Raw genomic sequence first — 20,318 nt, 5'->3', positions numbered from 1 at the left:
CTCTCTAGTGATGAGGCATACTATCTATAAGTTTGGCTTTCACCATTTTAGCTTTTGTCTCAAGACGTGAGCTAAAAAACACTCCAGATAATGCCGCAACCATTCCAGCCATTGTCGGTATTGTTGCCATTGAAATACCTGATGCCATTAAACGTGCGTTACCAGTACCTTGACTAGCCATAGTTTCGAAAACCGAAATCATGCCAGTAACAGTACCCAGTAAGCCAATTAAAGGACAAACAGCCACCAATGTTTTAATCAACAACATACGCGCATCTAACTTCTCAGATGCTTCAGAAATCCATGCTTCACGAATTCTATGTGCGTACCAAGACGTAGTGTCTTGGCGGGCATCCCACTTTGCTATAATTTCTTTCGCTGTGCGAGGAAACTCTGCAAGTAAGAACCAATAGCGCTCAATCATTAAAACCCACATAAGAAAGAGTGCCATTGCGACCACGTATAAAACCTGGCCGCCTGTGCCAACAAAATCCCTGATAGATTCCCATATCTCCATCAGGACTAGCATTAGGCTTTCTCCTTCTCCGCGTGAGTAGCAACGATACCCGCGCTTTGCTCATCTAGGATGTGTAATACCGACTTACTACGACCAGCTACTAAAGCGTGAAGTAGAATTAGTGGTAGTGCAGCAATTAGACCCAGCGCTGTTGTAACAAGTGCTAGAGAGATATTACCTGCCATGATCTTCGGATCACCCGTACCGAACAATGTAATCGTTTGGAACGTCAAGATCATACCTATTACTGTACCTAAAAGACCTAGTAAAGGTGCAATTGCAGCAAGAATCTTGATTATATTGATGCCAGCTTCGATGCGTGGCGTTTCACGAAGAATAGCCTCATCAAGTTTAAGCTCAAGGTTTTCAACATCTTGATTTTTGTTATCATGGTACACTTTAATAATACGACCCAGTGGGTTATTAGTATTTGGTGTAGCAACGTTTTTAAGCTGGCTCTTAATCTTACTTGTAGTAAGCGTCAGGTCAACAAAGCGAATAAGAGTAATTAGCATACCTAAGCCTAATAAAGCTGTGATGATATAACCAACTACGCCACCTTGATGGAAGTATTCCATAAGTGTCGCTTTTTGAGTATTGATACGTAAAATCGCACCACGAGTCGGATCGATGTAAACACCAGCGTAGCTATCTGATGATGTATTCTCAAGCGCTGTAATACCGTCTAAAATATAGCTATCAGGCTGTTTACCTAAAGGTTGGATAGACTTTGTCTCTGGTGAATAAATCAAGTAGCCATCATCTGTAACTAAGTTAAAGTTACCGATACGCGTTACTTTTTTCATTGATGGGTTACCATCAAGACCAGCAACCTCTGTTTCAAAAGTTGAAACTTTAGCTGATTCAGTCATCTCAGTTTGAAGTGAAATCCACAGTTCTTCTAATTCGCGAACTGTTGGAAGTTCTTTAGCAGCTGCTAATGAACGTAGTATTTCTGCACGGCCAGGCTTTTCAGCACTAACTAGTGATGCTTCAATTGAACCAATAGCGTCTTGAGCTGCACGACGTACAACACCAAACATTTCACCTAAAGTACCTTGAGCGCTTTGAAGAGCTTGCTCTTTTTCAGCTAAAGTATTTTCGTTTTGTGCATACTGTTTTGCAAGGCTAACACCACGAGCTTTTTCTGAAGCAAGTTGGCTTTTCGCTTTGTTAAGTAATGCTTGCTTGTCAGCACGTTCTGATAAGAACTCTTGCTCACGTTGCTTGTTAATTTTACCTTCAGAGATACGCTCTTGCTTAACTTGCTCAAGAATTTTATCTAGAGCTCCAGTATTTGCATGTGCATTAAGCGCGGTACCTGCAGAAACAGTTAGTACTGCTGCAACAGCAAAACCTTTAAATAGTTTCTTCATTATTGATTACTCCGCGCCAAAAATTGGTAGTTTAACAAGTTCTAATGTCGCTTGCTTACGCGCCATACGAATCACTTCTTTAACAGGTTTTAGGTATTCTTCACCTAATTCTTTCCACTGTTTTGTGTTGTTATCCCACACCCAAGCATGTTTCAAGTCAAAAGACTGAGCAACGTAAGTGATACGGCCTAGTTGACCAATATCAACATTAATGCTTTTACCATCAACTTCTAGTGTACCTTGCGAAGCTGAAACCAATGAGCTATATGCTGTTTCAATTGTGTATGCTTCAAGTACTTGACGGAACTTTTCAGACGTCGTTACAGACGCAGAGACCATTATTTCACGAAGTCTTTCTACACGTGCTAAACGTGTTTCTAGATTAAATGGAACGTCCGCTTTGATGAATTGCTCAAGCGTATCGATCATGCGATACATCAAAGGCACAACGTTTTGTTTAGTGCCGTCAATAGTCGCTATTTGACGATCAAACGATTCAATCGATGCATTTTGGCTATCAACCAAACGTGACACGTGATCGTTATACACTTTCATAAGTTCAGTCTCATCAACAATACCACGGTACTCAGCGATTAGCTCTTGAGTTTGACCGTATACATTGTCAATTTTAGTTTGAGACTTAACAGCAGCCTTTTGAATTTTTTGACCTGCTTTTTGCACGTCATTCAAAGGATCTGCAATCACATTGCTGCTTGCAAATGCAAATGCGCCAACCAACGCAGTTGCTACAAGACTCTTTCTGATTTTAACAGACATAGTTCCCAACCAATTAAGTAATGTTACTTTTATAATTTAATTATCCCCATAGGGAACAACCCTGATATCTTTTAATAGATATCAACCTTCCAATAATGCTAAATGCAATAAGCGCTGTCAACTTGATGTTTACCAATCAACGTAAATAAATATCCCACCTCAAGGCTACATTAAAGTATTAACACTTAAATATTAACATTATTATAACCAACAACTTCACTAACATTGCGACTAAAGCCTTTGAACAGGTATGTTCATATTAATTACCTTCATAAAAAAAAACATAAATGCAACATTTAGATAAAACTGAATTTTAACTAAAAAAAAACAAAAATAAATATACGCATATATTAAAAAAGTTATCTTTCAGACAATATCTTCACTTTTTTACTCATTTAAAACCTTTTATCTTAAAAAATGAACACTCTATCGCACAATAAAACATCTCTCAGATATTTTTTATCCATTCACATACCCACACTCAATATGAAGCCTAGCACTTAGGATTATACAAGGAGTAAATAAACTCAAGCTTGAATAATAAACCTCTCTCAAGTGGCTAACTATTGACACGTGAATTCGCTTTACTATCTCTAAAAATCACCTATTAAAAAGTACCAAGGATATTTTTAATAGGTATGTTAATAAACTTAGTAAGCAGAGTTTAGGCTAAATAATGAATAAAGAACTACCTGATAAAAAAGATATAAAGGAATAGTTAATAACAAGACAAAATTACAATATATAGTTGTTCTATCATGAGCAATTTTCAACCAATCTGCTTATATATGGGGTCTATTTAATGTTAAGAAAATTACGCTAGAACTAGGCAAAAATTTTTATATCTAGTTGTTCTAAATACAAAATTTTTAACGACGTTATAGTGCAATTTAATTCGTTAAATTGATCAAAGATTTATGCAGTTTGGTATTACTTAATTCACTAAAATGATCGTATAAGAATAAAGTTATTATATTTCAAATCTTACTTTGCTTACTCGGATGATTTTGTGAGTAACTTTGTAAATATTGAATTGAGTACAATGCAATGCTGCTAAAAAATGTTAGACGATTTTATAGGCATAAGAGAAGTATATTGAAAAATGTTTAATGGCTTTAAAATAAGATAATAAGGAATATTAAGAAGGGGAATTATGGTGAAACAGATAACTGTTTCACCAAGATGAACGAAGGTTCACATAATAAATTATGCTGCTTCTACGTTCTCAGCTTCAGGGCCTTTTTGACCTTGCTTGATGCTGAATGTCACTGCTTGACCTTCGCTAAGAGTGCGAAAACCAGAACCAGTGATTGCGCTGAAATGTACAAACACGTCAGGGCCATTTTCTTGTTCAATGAAACCAAAGCCTTTAGCTTCGTTGAAAAACTTTACTTTACCAGTAACCGACATACTAAATTTTCCTGTAAGTCAATAATTAAAATTCAGCCATATAATTATGGCAATATCCTCCCTGAGTCATGCTCAAAAATATGGAGGTACAGTACAGGAACAAGTAATAACCTAACCGGTAACCTTAAACGCAGCACAATATCCGTAAATTCAATACATAAAAACTCAAAGCAATATAAGACTAACACATTATTTTTTTTTTCGCTCTATTAATTGAAAAATATTTATTATAAATAGGTTCTTGCTTTGAAACATATTTAAATGGCTATTTTGCAAGCAAAAGTAAGGTGGGTTATAGTTAATTACTATTAAAATATTTAACTATAACGTAAAAAATAGCCTTATTTTATTCTTTTCAAAAACCATTGGCCAAGTGGCCGTTGACCTCGATTAATTATTCAACTGACCAATTAATCGTATCTTCAGCTTTAATAGGTACAACTTCAGCGTCACCTAAAGAGTAGCTCGCGGGTACTTTCCACGGTTTTTTTTCTAATGTAATGGTATCTGTATTTCTTGGTAACTCATAAAAATCAGGGCCAAAGTGACTTGCAAAACCTTCTAGCATATCTAATGCATTTGCGTCTTCAAATGCTTCTGCATAGAGCTCAATTGCCGCATGTGCGGTATATGCGCCAGCACAGCCACAAGCAGCCTCTTTTTTATCTTTATAATGCGGAGCTGAATCTGTTCCTAGAAAAAACTTTTTATTACCACTTATCGCAGCAGCCATCAACGCTTGCTGATGAATATTTCGTTTCAATATCGGTAAACAATAGTAATGAGGACGGATCCCACCCGCTAGCATGTGATTACGGTTATAAAGTAAATGATGCGCTGTGATTGTTGCAGCAACATTAGCTGGTGCATTTATTACAAACTCTACTGCATCTTTGGTTGTAATATGTTCTAGAACAATTTTAAGTTCAGGAAAATCACTTACAACATCTCCAAGAACTGTTTCTAAAAATACTTTTTCACGATCAAAAATATCGATAGAAGAATCGGTTACTTCACCGTGAACTAATAAAAGCATACCCACTTCTTGCATTGCTTTTAGCACTGGGTAAATATTTTTAACTGACGTAACACCCGAATCAGAGTTAGTTGTCGCACCAGCAGGATATAACTTAGCTGCAACTATCTGAGAAGTTGCTTTTGCTTTTTTTATTTCTTCAGGTGTTGTTTTATCAGTGAGGTACAACACCATTAATGGCTCAAAATTACCTTGTGGTTTAACTGCCATAATACGCTTTTTGTATGAAAGTGCAGTATCAGTACACGTAGCCGGTGGAACTAAATTTGGCATAACAATGGCGCGACCCATATAGCGACTAATATCGCGCACGGTATCCTCTAGCTGATCGCCATCACGTAAATGGACATGCCAATCATCAGGGCGAGTGATCGTTAATGTTGTTACTGAACTTGTGTTATTACTTGTCATCATCTTGTTCCACGGCTGAATTTATCCGATCATAGGCATTTGATGTTTTCGAGTAAAGATTTTATTAAAAAATAATCAGTTAAACTGGCCAGCCTCTTTCCCATAATTCAAGATACAGCGAGGAATAATGACTAAGGTTTACAGTCACCAAAAAACATTCAGCGTTATATTTTGTAGAATCGTTAATATTAAGTTAAATTAGTTCCTGAATTAACACATAATAAGAAAAATACTAATTGCCTATGTCGAACAAAATCGATACAAATAAAGCGCTTGAAATTAAAACTGAACAGCTGAGTATAATTAACCAGTTTTCATCAAGCTTGTTGCAGCTTGATACTCTTGAAGAGTTGTTTAAATGCGTCACCACAGAAGTGGTAAATAGACTCGGTTTTGTTGACTGTGTTATTTATCTTGCAGATGAATCAACGCGTACATTAAATCAAGTTGCTTCTATAGGTATCGATGACGAGCGATATAAATACCGAGCTCAAAGAAAAAAAATTAATTTTAACGAAGGGATCACAGGCTTTGTTGCCACAAATGGGGAAGCTATTATACTCGGTGATGTAAGTGCAGATAACCGTTATATCGCAGATGAGCGCCCTGCCCAATCAGAACTATGCGTACCACTTATATACAAAGAGCGTATTTTAGGTGTCATAGACTGTGAACACCCAATAAAAGATTATTTCACAAATGCTCACCTTGAAATATTAACAACTGTTGCGCATCTGCTCAGTGCTAAAATTAATCAAGTCAATACCGTTAGTAGCTTACAAAAAACAGTCGTCCAATTAAATGACGCACAAAAATTAGAAAACAGCCTTTTACAAATTGCTAACTTGACTTACGAAGCCAGTAATTTAGATGTTTTTTTTGAGTCCTTACACAATATTATTAATAGTCTTTTAAGAGCAGATAATTTTTTCATTGGGCTCTATGATAAACAGATCGACATTCTTGATATAGTTTATATTGTTGAAGAAGGTATCCATACCAACACCCACCAAAAAATAGCAAAGAATCAATTAAAAGACACCGCTTCATATTACTTACTACAAAATGAACAGACGCTGCTTCTAGATAAACAACAATATATGCAGCACATTGAGCAAGGCCATTTTAAAATGGTTGGCAGGCAATCTGAATCTTGGCTTGGGGTTCAGTTTAAAACGAACGAGCGGATCAGTGGTGTTATTGTTATTCAAAGCTATGATAGTAACTTACAGTACAATGAACACGACGGTGCGCTGTTAACTTACGTCAGTCGTCAAATCAGTATGGCGCTTGACAGACAATTAACTCGCCAAGAACTTGAACACCGAGCCCTACATGATGAACTTACAGGACTTGCCAACAGATCATTATTAATAGAAAGAATTAAACATGCTACATTGCGCTTAGCAAGGGCAAAAAAAGGAACTTGTCATGCACTTATGTACTTGGATTTTGACCGATTTAAGAGCATTAATGATTCTCTGGGTCATGAAGTCGGTGACCATTTCTTAATTAAAATATGCGAGTTGATCAAAAGTACGGTACGCAGTACTGATACATTTGCACGTTTAGGCGGCGATGAATTTGCCATTTTCATGGAAAATATTACCCATAAAAATCAAGTCAACGAAGCACTAAGGCGCATCCAAACCGTTCTTTCAAAACCACTCAATGTCGATGGGCATTTATTACAAGCATCAACCAGTATCGGTATCGCATATAGTGATAAAGTCGATGATGAAGCCTATGTGCTCTTACAACAATCCGATGCAGCCATGTACGAAGCTAAATCGACTGGCCGTGGGCAAGTTAAGTTTTTTAATAATACCATGCGAAAAAAACTTAAAACGCATGCAGATATAGAAAATGACTTACAGCACGCAATTGAACACAACGAGTTTGAACTTTATTTTCAACCTATCTTCACTATTTCTACTGGCGACATTGTTGGTTTTGAGGCTTTAGTTCGCTGGCATCATCCTAATAAAGGCTTCGTTTCACCTAATGACTTTATTCCGATCGCTGAAACCACTGGCCAAATTATAAATCTTGATTTACACCTACTTGATTTAGCTGCGCAACACATTTCAGATTGGCATCAGCAAGGGTATCGCTTTTTAAAAATTACCGTTAACGTATCATCTCGTCATTTTGCAAGCCTTGATTTCGTCGCGCAAATTCATGCTATATACAATAAATATCAACTTCCTTTAGGCTCTCTGTGCTTAGAAATTACAGAGTCTGGCTTAATCGAAAACTTAGCGCTAGCCACTCAAATTATTGAAGGTTTATCTCCTTTAAAAGTAAGATTATGCTTAGATGATTTTGGGACTGGTTATTCCGCATTAGGTTACCTGCATCAACTGCCTATTCATGTTCTAAAAATAGATAAAAGCTTTATAGATCACCTTCAAGATTCAACCAATCCTTTAGTAGAAGCCATTTTATCGCTGGCACAATCGTTAAAGCTTGCCGTCGTTGCTGAAGGAATTGAGACTGCCGAGCAGTTAGCTATATTGCAAACAACACAATGTGATTTTGGCCAAGGCTTTTTAAAATCTAAACCTGTCACAGCAAAAGAGGCTATAGCACTTATCGATAAGCCGCTATAAAGTGCCAGCTTGTAAATCACTGGCGGTATTACTTAAGCTGAACTCTGGGTAGTAAATATTTTAATCGAAGTGCAGGTTACTTACTATTTTAGTTTTTCACTTGATACATTTTTTACCGACAAGAGAGGTACTAAAATTGTGTAATCGTTGCAATGACAGGTACTCAAATAATTGTTTAGATAGTTAAAAATCAAGTTAAAGCAAGCTATTCCATAACAGATATATTTTCAAATCAAACATGAGGTAAACTCATCTACAACTGTTCAAATCGGTTTTTTAATTACGTAAAAAATTAATTTTTTAAATATTTAATCTATTTATAATAAAAACCCCCTCATTTAGCCATCTAGACGTTGAAACGCATTTTATATAGAGGTAGTATGTAGTTAATCTGAGCTGTATTTACTTTTCCCCATGAGAATTTTTAAAGATGATTGGCATTAAACATTTAAAAACCATTGCAACACTAAAAGAAACCGGTTCCTTGGTTAATACAGCACGAGAGCTATTTTTAACACAGTCCGCTTTATCCCATCAAATCAAGGATTTAGAGAATAAATTAGATTGCCAATTGTTCGAGCGTAAAACTCAGCCAGTGCGATTCACTCCACAAGGCATGCTATTGCTTGAACTTGCACACGAAATACTGCCTAAGGTAGAAGCAACTAAGTGCCGATTAAAAGAAAGTTTAAACCAGCCGATTTCTCAACTTAGCTTGAGCGTAGAATGCCATGCGTGTTTTCATTGGTTACTACCAACAATAAAAGAATTTAATAACTTTTGGCCCGATATAAAAATTGATTACGAACGCGGATTTAGTTATGACGCTATTCCTGACTTATTAAGCGATGAACTCGACTTAGTTTTGACGTCTGATATACGTGAGCCAGATAAACTCGAATATGCCCATTTATTCGACTTTAAACTCAAACTTATTGTCGCTCCAGATCACGATTTAGCAAAAAAGGCCTATGTCACCGCGCTTGACTTAAAAAACGAAACCATTATTTCATACCCTATTCCACGTGAACGCCAAGATATTTTTAAACACTTCATTCAAAATGCACGGTTTGACGGCACGTTAAAAACGGTGGATCAAGGGCTGCTTATTTTTCAATTAGTGAGTGCTGGGATGGGCGTTGCTGCATTACCTGATTGGTTAGTTACCCCTTATGAAAGCCAAGGCTTAATTAAGTCTATTCCGCTAGGAGCACTTGGGCTTACTCGCCCTATGTATTTAGCGATGAAAAAAGACATGAAAGATAACCCTGTTTATCGTCACTTTTTAAATACGTGTAAGCTAAATAACGGTCGATAATCATCAATATAATAAGTAATATCGCTGTAATTAACCCTACAGCGTTTAACTCTTATGTTTGTTATTAAAAAAATGATTGGTGGCTTACTTATGCCACTACCTCTATTTGGTTTATTTGCGTGCCTGATGCTCCTACTCGCATTTAAAGGCCGCAAATCAGCTCTCTTCTTATCTACTTTAAGTTTAATTGTATTACTTGCATTGAGCACACCCTTTATCGCCAATCTAATTATCCAAAATAATGAACCTGCGTCGCTTGCATTTGACACCCTAAAGCATCCAAAAATAGACAAAATAGTGTACTAGGGCGTGTTGACCTTTGTGGATTGAAATTTGTTCAATCTAGGGGTGATTTAATCGCGGCGCGAGGTTGTAACCTAGTGGGCTAAGTAAAAACCGAGCAACAAAGAGTTAATCGTCCCTAGAAAGAACCCAAAGGGCAGCGCATGTTTGGCATTTATGCTGTGTTATCGCCTATTTATGGGGAATAACCACATCACATAGTCGCTGCCTTGCCTAAATGCCAAACATACGGCTGCAAAATTAATCACGAAAGGTCAACACGCCCTAGGTTGCGGCATAAACCCAAACCCAACACTCAGTGCAAATAATCAATTAGGTAATTGTGCGCTAACGCGCTTAGTAGAAGGTGTAAAACTTGCCAAGCACTACCCTAATGCAGAGCTTATAGTTTCAGGCGGGGGTTATCAAAATACTACTAATAGCGGGCTTATGTATCAAACAGCGTTGAGTTTAGGAATTAATAAAAGCCGTATATTCCAAAATCCAAAAGCAATGGATACTGGTGAAGAAGCTAAGTTACTGGCATCAAAATTAGTCGACTTTAAAGTTGCACTAGTAACATCAGTACTGCACATGCCACGTGCAAAAGACTTATTTAATGCCCAAGGTATTGAAGTCATAACCGCAGCCACTGATTATCATAATTTTGCTGCACTGCCGTGGAGCAAACAGTTTATTCCTAATGCCCAAGCTTTACTCGTTGTCACACAATATAGCCACGAAGCAATAGGAAGTATTTGGATAGATATACGCCGCTGGATAAATCCAGAGGCGCTTTAATTCCTACTACAAAGCTGATACTAAACAGGATTATCTATATCTATAAATGTCACATCAAAACCATGCTCTTGCGCTAATAACTCACCCAAAGCTTTTACACCATAGCGCTCTGTTGCATGATGCCCTGCTGCAAAAAAATCAATGTTTTGTTCACGCGAACTGTGTATTGTTTGCTCAGATGCCTCACCCGTTAAATACGCATCAATGCCTTGATCTGCAGCTAAATCAATATACCCTTGTCCACCACCGGTGCACAGCGCTATTGATTCAATCTTAGCAGCGCGTACTAAACTGGTAAGCGGTGTGCGATTCAGTACTTTTGCGATTTTTTTTGCAAATTCTTCACCTGACAGCGGCGTTTTTAAATGCCCTTTCATCGCCACGCTATTTACAATAGGTTCAAGACCAGCTTCTATTTCAATATCGAGTAACTTTGCAAGTTGCGCGTTATTACCTATTTCAGGGTGAACATCAAGTGGCAGATGATAAGCGAATAAATTAATATCGTTTGCTAATAATGCGCCTATACGGCGTTTTTTTATACCCGTAATTGGTTGAGACTCTCCTTTCCAGAAATAACCGTGATGGACCAAAATAGCATCCGCTTTTTGAGCTATTGCTGCATCAATTAATGCTTGGCTTGCCGTTACACCGGTTACAATTTTTTTTATCTCGTTTTTACCCTCAACTTGCAAACCATTTGGGCAAAAATCTTTAATTGTATGAGGTTTCAAAATGTCGTTTAATAGTTGGTTAAATTCTCGACGTTGCATATAACTTACCTTACTAAGCACTGAATTTTGTGCAAATTTTGGCGTTTATGGCGTAAAAATGAAAGGAAAATCGCAAAAAATTGAAAAACTGATTCAAAATAGGTATAAATACGTCTTCTTTATCTGTGTTCACAACGTATAGGGTCTCTGATGAGCAAACTAGACAAAACAGAAGTGTTATCTGCCTTTGAAGCAGCGTACGAAGCTGCCAATGGTAAAAAACCTGAAATCACAACTAAACCTGGCTGGTACAGCATCGATGGCGGTAAAAATTTACGCCTTGCTGATTTAGTAGAGCTGACTGAAGAATTAAGCTCTGGTAAAACAACACCAAAAGCGCCTGCTAAAAAAACTAAAACCAAAGCGGCTGCGCCTGTAAAAGCACAGAAAAAAGCCCCATTCACTGTTGTTACCGAAAATGAAGAAGGTTACACAGCGGAAGAGCTTTGGATTGTGATTTTAGCTCGTAAAGATCATGACTGTCGCTTACCGCGCGGCGTTGTTTAATCAACGTTTATGATTTTTAAAAGAAACCGCGTTAAGCGGTTTTTTTTATGCCTGCTATTTTCAAAGCTAAAAAAAGCGGCTATGTAGCCGCTTTTTAAAAGATTAGAATAAATTATAACTTTTCGAAGTAAAGCGGCTGGCGTTCTTTTTTGCCCACTTCATTCATTGTCTCTGCATTGAATAATCGACCATTGATCATGGTGTAATCCACTTTATCCGAATCTCGAATATTTTTAAGTGGATCGCCATCTATAACCATTAAATCAGCCAGTTTGCCCACTTCAAGCGAGCCTACGTTTTTATCAAGCCCTAAATACTTAGCCGGATCGAGTGTTGATGCGCGTATTGCTTCAAGCGGTGTCATTCCACCTTGTGCAAACATCCACATCTCCCAATGCGCACCTAAGCCTTCACGCTGACCGTGTGCACCTAAGTTAACTAATACACCTAGGTCTTGCAGCTCAGCAGCAACGCGTGCGTTATTAAAGTGATTATAGTGATGATCGGGCGCTTTAATACGGCGCATAGAGCGTGGTAATAATTGATTTTTAGGCACAAATTTACTTAAACGCGGGTGATTCCACACATCAGTTTTATCGTACCAGTAGTTCTCACCCCAAATGCCACCATAAGCGACTACAAGAGTTGGCGTATAACCAACATCACTTTGCGACCATAACTGCTTTATATCGTCGTAGATGTGCTCTACAGGGATTGAGTGCTCAATACCTGTGTGTCCATCTACAATCATACTCAAATTATGTTGTAATAATGAGCCGCCTTCAGGTACGACCATCATTTCAAGCTCTCGGCCTGCCTCAATAACTTGTTGGCGCTGCTCTCGGCGTGGTTGGTTATACGATTTAACACTAAACGCCCCTACTTTTTTAAGGCGCTCTAAATGAAATTTAGCATCATCAAGTGAGTCAATATGCGACGTATAACCTGGCATATTTGCGCCATACAAAATAGTACCGGTTGAGAAAATACGCGGACCGACGATCATGCCTGCTTTTTGCATTTCACTCGCGGTAAATATTTCAGAGGTATCGTTTGATGGATCGTGAATTGTAGTGACACCTAGCGCTAAACCTGCAAAGTTTTTCCAATTTTGCTCCGGTATAATTTCATCGCTTGCTTGCGAGCCATGAGCATGGGCATCAACAATACCAGGCATAATAGTTTTGCCTGTTACATCTATCACTTCAGCACCTTTAGGAATACTTATCTCGCTGGCTGTACCAATTGCTTTGATATGCTTGCCATCGGTGATAATAACACCATTTTCAATAACCTTTTCGCCGTCCATAGTAATAATTTTTGCACCAGTAAGCGCAATCATGCCTTTAGGCTCTGCCATTTTTTTACTGAAACCGATATTATCGCCACTTTTCACTTTAAAGTCGGCATCTTCGGCTTTGTTAATAGCAAACATCCCCTCAAGGCTTGCATGGTAAAGTTCAGGCCCTAATGTCCAGTAAAGTGTGTTGCTTTTAGCGCTCCAACTAATGTTTTCACCCGCACGCACCGATAGCTGCTCTATAGGGAACTGGCTGTCTTTAGGCCCAATGCTAATTGTTTTACCATTTTCGACAAAGGGAGTCACAAATACTTTAAATCGCTCAGCAAACGCTAAATATTTGCCATCTGGCGATACTCTAAACTCAGTGGCATGCTCTGATTCATAAAGCTTACGTACTTTCTTACTTTCAAGCTCAACCATACTCAATGTAGGTTTTGGCCAAGGACTCATAATGTAAACGCGATCGTTTGCTGCACCAAATTGTGGTTGATAACCACTTTTTGAAATAAGTTCACTCTTTCCGCCTTTGGTGCTTACGCTGTAAACACCTGGATTAAGTGACCATTTAGGATTTAAAATACTGCCGCCAGTGGCTTTACGATAAACAACCGTCTTTCCATCTGGGCTAAACGTTGCCTCTACATACTTGCCTGGCTGCGTAGTAATGGTATCGCCACGGCCACTGCGTGCAGACACAACCCTTACAGACCCTTGCTTGTTATCATCCCATGTGGTGTACACTATTTTTTTACCGTCACGAGAGTATTGTGGAAATAATTCGTAATGATCAGTTTGCCTTGTTAAACGCTTAATTTTACCCGACTCTAAATCACGTTTATAAATATGCCCAAGCGCTTCAAAAATGGCCGTTTCGCCATCTGGGCTTACCTGCACATTTCGCAGCATTTTTACATCAAACTCATCAGTATCTAAGTTTTGTGTAAAGCGCACTGCTTTTTGAATTTTTTTAGTCGTTTGCACTTTAAAAGGAATGGTTTTTACAGATTTGTCTGCAACATCTAGCTTGTGAATTGTACCACCAGCCCAAAATACCAGCTCTTTGTTATCGGGTGTCCATGCAATGGTTGGGTATACACCATGAATAGCCCATGTTTCTTGCATATCTCGCTCAAGCTTATCGTAAAGCTTAGTGTGCTCACCGCTGGTTAGATCGTATAAATACAAGCTAGTTTGAAAATCATCGCGTTTTATATAAGCAAGCTTTTTGCCATCAGGTGACGGCGTTGGTCTTATAGCACCACCCATGCCATCAATCACGGTTTCAATTTCGCCCGTTTCGCGGTCGTAGCGTTTAATTTTATAAATGCCTGCTACAGAATCTTTTGAATAATGGAATGTTTTACCGGGTGTTGCATCATGCGAAAAATAGACATATTTGCCATCAGGTGAAAACATTGGCTCACCTAAATCTTTTTGATCGTTCTCGCGTTTTGTAAGCTGTACGCCCTTGCCACCCGCTTTATGATACAACCACACTTCACCTGCACCGAGTGAACGACTCGCTGTAAAGTGTTTACGCGCAACTAAGTAATCACCATCTGGGCTCCACGCAGGACTATTTAGTAATCTAAAGGTTTCGTCAGTAACTGCGTGTTGGTTTTCACCATTTAAGTCCATAATCCAAATATTATCGCCACCCCCTTGATCTGAAGTAAACGCAATGTGTTTTCCATCAGGGCTAAAGCGTGGTTGCATTTGCCATGCAATATCAGAGGTCAGCTTTGTGGCTGCACCACCACTCATTGGCATAGTGTAAATATCGCCAAGTAAGTCAAACACCACTGTTTTACCACCAAGGCTTACATCGATATTCATCCATGTACCTTGCTCAACACTAATTGTAGCGTCAACAAATTGCCCTTTAGGTGAATCTACTTGCCATTTTTGTTCATCTTTTTCAGCGGCATTCACTTGCCCTATCGCTAATGACACTGATAGCGCCAATACTGTATGAAGCATTTTTTTCATGCGTTTCTCGCTTGTTATTGTTGCAGTAAAAACTATTTCATATGATTGCAACAAAAACAGGCGAAACTTACCAGTGTTATATGATAAAGCGCGGTTTATATAAGTTTAATGCCAAACTATAGGGTCAAATTGATAGTAATTAACGAGCATACTATAAATTTCAGGATCGTATCGGCGCAGCTCTGCGGGCTTTTCAAGGAAGGTTTCGGTAATAACAGCAAAAAACTCAGCTTCATTAGTTGCACCATAGCTGTGAATAACGTGTGGCATGCTATAAGCAACATGACTTTTCAACTGCGTAAACGCGCGGCTAAATACGCGACCCCACTCTTTGTAATCTGCTGAGCTTTTTAAAAGTGGCGTGCCTGTTGTTTTTCCTGTTTCTTGATCCAGTTGATGCGCAAATTCATGAAAAACTAAATTATGTCCATCACTTGGCAAGCGGTTACCTTCAAGCACGTCATGCCAACTGAGTACTAGTGTGCCGCCAGGCCAAGACTCACCAAGCCTTACCGCATTATGGTAACTAACAAGCCCTGCACTGTCGCGTGTTGATTGCGGGGCGTAATAAGCACTTGGGTATAATAAAATTTCTTTTACATTTTTATATAACGGCCAAGGTTTATTAAGCACTAATACACACGCATCAGCGGCTACAATTAACTTCATTGCGGGTGTCAATTTTAAACCATCACAACCAACAAAGCGTTTTTCGTTTAAAAACCACGTTATGTGTCGCTCTAATTTTTCTCTGTCGGCATCGGTCATTTTTTTATAGATAGGCATACAACGCAGTAAAATATCTTTTTGCTGTGAATTTAAAGCAAAGTCTTTATATTTACTGCGCCATAATCGGTTTTGAATTGATGGCCAGCGCCAGAAAATCACCACAAAAAGAATTAAAACAACAATTAACAGTCCATTTATCATGGGGATTTCCTGAGCTAAGGTATGCTATATAAATATGTCCAGCGCACGTGCTTTTCAAGCATACAAGGTTATGTATTTGAATATAAAGTAATTCACATCGCATTGCTTATAGATTTATTATCCAGAGTTCAGGTTAATTACTGCTTTGCACTGCAGTTAAATGACGTATTTAAAGTTAACCTTTGCAAAAGGTGTCAAATGTACCCTGCAATGTATTTATAAATTTCGCTACGTGCAAACCATCCATTAATGAATGGTGTACATCGATAGCTAAAGGCATTGTGCCTGTGTGTTTATCAAACTGACCAAATACAAATTTAGGAATGCCTAAACTCTCCCCTTCACTAAATGCATGCGAAAACGCACTAAAATTCAGCCACGGCAAAACAGATATATGAATTAAGTCTGCCTGCCCCTCTGTTTGGGCAAATGCATCAGAAAATAACGGCTGTTGTTTCGCTTTTTTGCTCACGTTGCTTGCATGATTTGCAAACTCTTTAAAATCGTTTGCGCTATTAAAATAACTAAAAACAAACGTATCGTTTTCAGTAAGCTCAACCACACTTGCACGCACACTGTTAAGTAGCCATGGTTGATTATCGATTATGCGTAACATTATTGAATCGTACGACTGACACGCTTTTAAGGTGCAATATACATAAGCTTGAAAAAAAGAATATTGATTGGTTTTACAATAGTCGTACAGTGCTTGAGCATCTAAACGCACACACACGTTAAAATAAGGCTGAGAAAAGTTTTTAAATAATTCAAAGTGTTGCTTTCGAGGCCAATTATCTAAATCGATAGGCTGCATGAGAGAAGTTGAGGGGGTCATAATTTGCCGCACAAAATTAAAAATAAAGTGTACCGCTGTTCAATAATAATTGCATTAGGGTCTGTTGATCTTTCAAGGTTAAATTTGCAGCCGTCTGTTTGGTATTTAGGCAAGGCAGAGCCTATGCAGTGTGGTTATTCCCCATAAGTGGGCGATAACGTAGCATTAATGCCAAACAGGCGCTGCCCAAAGGGTTCTTCCTAGGGGCTATTTACTCTTTGTTGCTCGGTTTTTACTTATTCTTACATGGATGTAAGTCATTAGGGTAACGCAGGAGCAGTTACCGAGCCCACTCGATTACAAATTTCGCGCCGCGATTAAATAGCCCCAAGATTGAACAAATTTTAATCCGCAAAGATCAACAGACCCTAAATTACAGATAAACAAAGGGTGTCCAATTGCACACCCTTATATAAATTCAGACTTAGATCACAGACCGTTTTTGATGATCTCTTGTGCTAATTCGTCAGCAATTAAATGCGTTGATTTTTGCTCTTTTTCGCTACGAGCAAAAATTTCAGTTAACGTATTAAAAATACCTTCTACATGTTTATTGGAAGCATCGCTGCTGTAACCTTCTGGTGCGGTTTCGTAATAAACATTAATAATACCCCCCGCGTTAATGACATAATCTGGCGCATATAAAATGCCTTTTTCACGAATAACTTCACCGTGACGAGACTCTGCCAACTGATTATTAGCACAGCCTGCAATAATAGTCGCTTTTAAACGCGGTATAGTTAAGTCGTTAACCGTTGCGCCTAATGCACACGGTGCATAGACATCAACATCTAAGTCGTAAATGTCGTCAATACCAACCGCCGTCGCGCCAAAATCACTTACTACGCGATCAATTGCAGCTTGGTTAATGTCAGTTACAAACAACTCAGCGCCTGCATCGGCTAAATGCTTACATAAACCATAAGCAACAGCACCTAAGCCTTGAACAGCTACTTTAATGCCTGAAAAATCTTGGTGTCCGCGTTGATGCTGTAACGCTGCTTTAATTCCTAAAAACGTACCGTATGCTGTAAATGGCGATGGGTTACCGCTTTTACCTTCAAGCCCCAGTACGTAATTAGTTTCTTTATTCATAATAGCTACATCAGCACATGTGATGTTTACATCTTCTGCTGAATAATAACTGCCATTTAATCGCTCTAACTGACGACCAAATGCACGAAATAACTGCTCAGATTTAATTTCTTTCGCATTACCTATAATTACAGATTTACCGCCACCAAATGGTAAGCGCGCAACTGCATTTTTATAAGTCATGCCTTTTGATAAACGTAGCACGTCATAAACAGCATCTTCGTCATTCGCATAATCCCACATTCTACATCCGCCAACGGCTGGACCTAGCTTAGTATTATGTACAGCAATAATAGCTTTTAAACCCGACTCTTCATCAGAACAAAAAACCACTTGTTCATGGTTATCAAATTCAACTCGATTAAACACAGCCACTTAAAATACTCCGAAATAGTTAACCCGTGAGAGGGTTTGCGCGCTGGAAATTGACGAGACTTTATCACTTCATATTCGTGTTCGCTACACTGACAGAAGATAAAACCAATGAAAAAACACCATTGAATTAAATAATCAAATTTAAACTTTTAAGTAGATAAAAAATCCATAAAGCGGCGGTTAGTAAGTCTTAAAAACTACAGGTTAAAGCAATTATACAGTTCACGTTTACGTGAACGTAAAATCATCATCGTGTGTAAAGTTTAGTATACAAGTACTACTTACCCGCCACATACTGCTGCCTATAGGTTTTTAGTAAAAAGTGAGCTTTTTCGCAAACTGGTCAGAGCTGTAAGCTTGATAATAACCCTATTTAAAAAACAAAAAAGCGAGCACTCGGCTCGCTTTTCAAATGCATAACTTGCGTTATTTTAACTTGCTATCAAGCTCTTCAATTTTAGCTTTCCAGATTGCAGGGCCTTGCGTATGCGCATTAGCGCCTTCACTGTCTACTGCAACGGTCACTGGCATATCTTCAACTTCAAATTCATAAATAGCTTCCATACCTAAATCTTCAAAAGCAACTACGCGTGCTTTTTTAATCGCTTTAGATACTAAGTAAGCTGCGCCGCCTACAGCCATCAAATAAACAGATTTATGCTCTTTAATAGATTCAACCGTAGCTGGTCCACGTTCAGCTTTACCAATCATGCCTACAATGCCTGTTTTTTCTAGCATCATATCGGTAAATTTATCCATACGAGTTGCTGTTGTAGGGCCTGCAGGGCCTACTGCCTCATCACGTACCGCATCTACAGGACCAACGTAATAAATAAATTTATTATCAAAGTCTACGCCTTTTGGTAAGCCTTCACCTGAATTGATCATATCTTGCAGACGTTTATGCGCTGCATCACGACCTGTTAAAATAGTGCCTGAAAGTAAAACGGTTTCGCCCATTTTCCATTCTTGAACATCTTTTTTAGTCAGTGTATTTAAATCAACACGACGTGTGCCTTCGCCTACTTCAAATGTTACTTGTGGCCAATCTTCCAGCTTAGGTGCTTTTAAATTAGCAGGGCCAGAACCGTCAAGCGTAAAATGTACATGGCGAGTTGCCGCACAATTTGGGATCATTACTACAGGTTTTGAAGCTGCATGCGTTGGTGCGGTTTTAATTTTAACATCAACAACCGTTGTTAAACCGCCTAAGCCTTGTGCGCCAATACCTAATTTATTTGCACGATCAAAAATTTCTAAACGCAATTTTTCTTCAGTTGTTTCTGCGCCGCGCTCTATTAACTCGTGAATATCAACTGGGTCCATTAACGACTCTTTAGCCATTACTGCTGCTTTTTCAGCGGTTCCACCAATACCTATACCTAGCATGCCTGGCGGACACCAACCAGCCCCCATTGTGGGTAGTGTTTTTTCTACCCATTGGGCAACATCATCTGACGGGTTTAGCATAACCATTTTACTTTTATTTTCAGAGCCGCCGCCTTTAGCCGCAACCATGACTTCCACTTTACCACCCGCGACTAAATCAATATGCACAACCGATGGCGTATTATCTTTCGTGTTTTTTCGCGTACCAGCAGGATCTGCAACAATAGATGCACGTAAAGGGTTATCTGGGTTTAAATATGCACGACGAGTACCTTCATCAACCATTTGTTGAACGGTTAAATCTGTTTTATCCCACTTAACATCCATGCCTACTTTAACAAAACAGGTAATAATACCGGTATCTTGGCAAAGTGGACGTTTGCCTTCGGCCGACATACGTGAGTTAATTAAAATTTGTGCAATGGCATCTTTAGCCGCTTTACTTTGTTCTTTGTTATACGCTTTTTCGAGTGCTTGAACAAAATCAAGTGGGTGATAGAACGAAATATATTGTAATGCATCTTCTATGCTATCAATAAAATCTTGCTGACAAATTGTACTCATAGTGGTTCCTTAAGTTAC

The 20,318-nt window shown here is 38.6% G+C and carries 15 protein-coding genes and 1 pseudogene; 5 read left to right on the top strand and 11 right to left on the bottom strand.

Annotated elements, in window-relative coordinates; all coding sequences use genetic code 11:
• Nucleotides 1–4: 4 nt before the first annotated feature.
• The 5 genes from PALI_RS01520 to pyrC form a co-directional block, all read right to left on the bottom strand.
• A complete protein-coding gene (locus tag PALI_RS01520; protein WP_077537658.1) occupies nt 5–529 on the bottom strand; it encodes a MotA/TolQ/ExbB proton channel family protein in 525 nt (174 codons plus the stop codon).
• Complete coding sequence (locus tag PALI_RS01515; RefSeq protein WP_077537657.1) at nt 529–1,893, bottom strand: MotA/TolQ/ExbB proton channel family protein; 1,365 nt, start codon at nt 1,891–1,893, stop codon at nt 529–531. The genes PALI_RS01520 and PALI_RS01515 overlap by 1 nt, the downstream gene beginning before the upstream one ends.
• Before the next feature lie 6 nt (nt 1,894–1,899).
• On the bottom strand, nt 1,900–2,670 hold the full coding sequence (locus PALI_RS01510; protein WP_077537656.1) for a DUF3450 domain-containing protein: 771 nt from the start codon (nt 2,668–2,670) through the stop codon (nt 1,900–1,902).
• A 1,206-nt stretch (nt 2,671–3,876) separates the two neighbouring features.
• On the bottom strand, nt 3,877–4,080 hold the full coding sequence (locus PALI_RS01505) for a cold-shock protein (protein ID WP_002961702.1): 204 nt from the start codon (nt 4,078–4,080) through the stop codon (nt 3,877–3,879).
• Nucleotides 4,081–4,474: 394 nt separating this feature from the next.
• Nucleotides 4,475–5,527, bottom strand: coding sequence for a dihydroorotase (gene pyrC, locus PALI_RS01500; RefSeq protein WP_193154624.1), 1,053 nt, complete (start codon nt 5,525–5,527; stop codon nt 4,475–4,477).
• 242 nt (nt 5,528–5,769) lie between these two features.
• Between pyrC and PALI_RS01495 the strand changes: the two genes are divergently transcribed.
• The 4 genes and pseudogenes from PALI_RS01495 to PALI_RS01480 form a co-directional block, all read left to right on the top strand.
• Nucleotides 5,770–8,139: a bifunctional diguanylate cyclase/phosphodiesterase gene (locus PALI_RS01495; protein WP_193154605.1), complete on the top strand. Its 2,370-nt coding sequence runs from the start codon at nt 5,770–5,772 to the stop codon at nt 8,137–8,139.
• A 430-nt stretch (nt 8,140–8,569) separates the two neighbouring features.
• The gene (locus tag PALI_RS01490) at nt 8,570–9,457 is read left to right on the top strand and encodes a LysR family transcriptional regulator (RefSeq protein WP_077537653.1); all 888 of its coding nucleotides are present in this window, start codon (nt 8,570–8,572) and stop codon (nt 9,455–9,457) included.
• Between the two features lie 54 nt (nt 9,458–9,511).
• Nucleotides 9,512–9,763: a hypothetical protein gene (locus tag PALI_RS01485; RefSeq protein WP_404935928.1), complete on the top strand. Its 252-nt coding sequence runs from the start codon at nt 9,512–9,514 to the stop codon at nt 9,761–9,763.
• A gap of 261 nt (nt 9,764–10,024) precedes the next feature.
• Nucleotides 10,025–10,540: pseudogene (locus tag PALI_RS01480) on the top strand (YdcF family protein); the annotation flags it as partial.
• A gap of 20 nt (nt 10,541–10,560) precedes the next feature.
• Here the strand turns inward: PALI_RS01480 and PALI_RS01475 are convergent.
• The gene (locus PALI_RS01475) at nt 10,561–11,313 is read right to left on the bottom strand and encodes a Nif3-like dinuclear metal center hexameric protein (protein ID WP_193154603.1); all 753 of its coding nucleotides are present in this window, start codon (nt 11,311–11,313) and stop codon (nt 10,561–10,563) included.
• A 150-nt stretch (nt 11,314–11,463) separates the two neighbouring features.
• On the opposite strand from PALI_RS01475, the gene PALI_RS01470 reads away from it, so the two are divergent.
• A complete protein-coding gene (locus PALI_RS01470) occupies nt 11,464–11,820 on the top strand; it encodes a hypothetical protein (RefSeq protein WP_096792834.1) in 357 nt (118 codons plus the stop codon).
• A 112-nt stretch (nt 11,821–11,932) separates the two neighbouring features.
• Here PALI_RS01470 and PALI_RS01465 read toward each other — a convergent pair whose 3' ends face one another.
• From PALI_RS01465 to PALI_RS01445, 5 genes are all read right to left on the bottom strand, one after another.
• On the bottom strand, nt 11,933–15,112 hold the full coding sequence (locus PALI_RS01465) for an amidohydrolase family protein (RefSeq protein ID WP_193154601.1): 3,180 nt from the start codon (nt 15,110–15,112) through the stop codon (nt 11,933–11,935).
• Between the two features lie 105 nt (nt 15,113–15,217).
• Entirely contained in the window at nt 15,218–16,042 is an 825-nt protein-coding gene (locus PALI_RS01460) for a M90 family metallopeptidase (protein WP_008138451.1), read from the bottom strand.
• A 175-nt stretch (nt 16,043–16,217) separates the two neighbouring features.
• A complete protein-coding gene (locus PALI_RS01455; protein WP_193154623.1) occupies nt 16,218–16,856 on the bottom strand; it encodes a chloramphenicol acetyltransferase in 639 nt (212 codons plus the stop codon).
• A gap of 450 nt (nt 16,857–17,306) precedes the next feature.
• Nucleotides 17,307–18,347 carry a Leu/Phe/Val dehydrogenase gene (locus PALI_RS01450; protein WP_193154599.1) on the bottom strand — a complete coding sequence of 347 codons (1,041 nt, stop codon included), beginning with the start codon at nt 18,345–18,347 and terminating at the stop codon, nt 17,307–17,309.
• A gap of 426 nt (nt 18,348–18,773) precedes the next feature.
• A complete protein-coding gene (locus PALI_RS01445) occupies nt 18,774–20,300 on the bottom strand; it encodes a fumarate hydratase (protein ID WP_193154596.1) in 1,527 nt (508 codons plus the stop codon).
• Between the last annotated feature and the right edge of the window lie 18 nt (nt 20,301–20,318).

This window comes from Pseudoalteromonas aliena SW19, from assembly GCF_014905615.1.
GTDB lineage: Bacteria > Pseudomonadota > Gammaproteobacteria > Enterobacterales > Alteromonadaceae > Pseudoalteromonas > Pseudoalteromonas aliena.
This window is presented reverse-complemented; position numbering and strand designations above follow the sequence as displayed.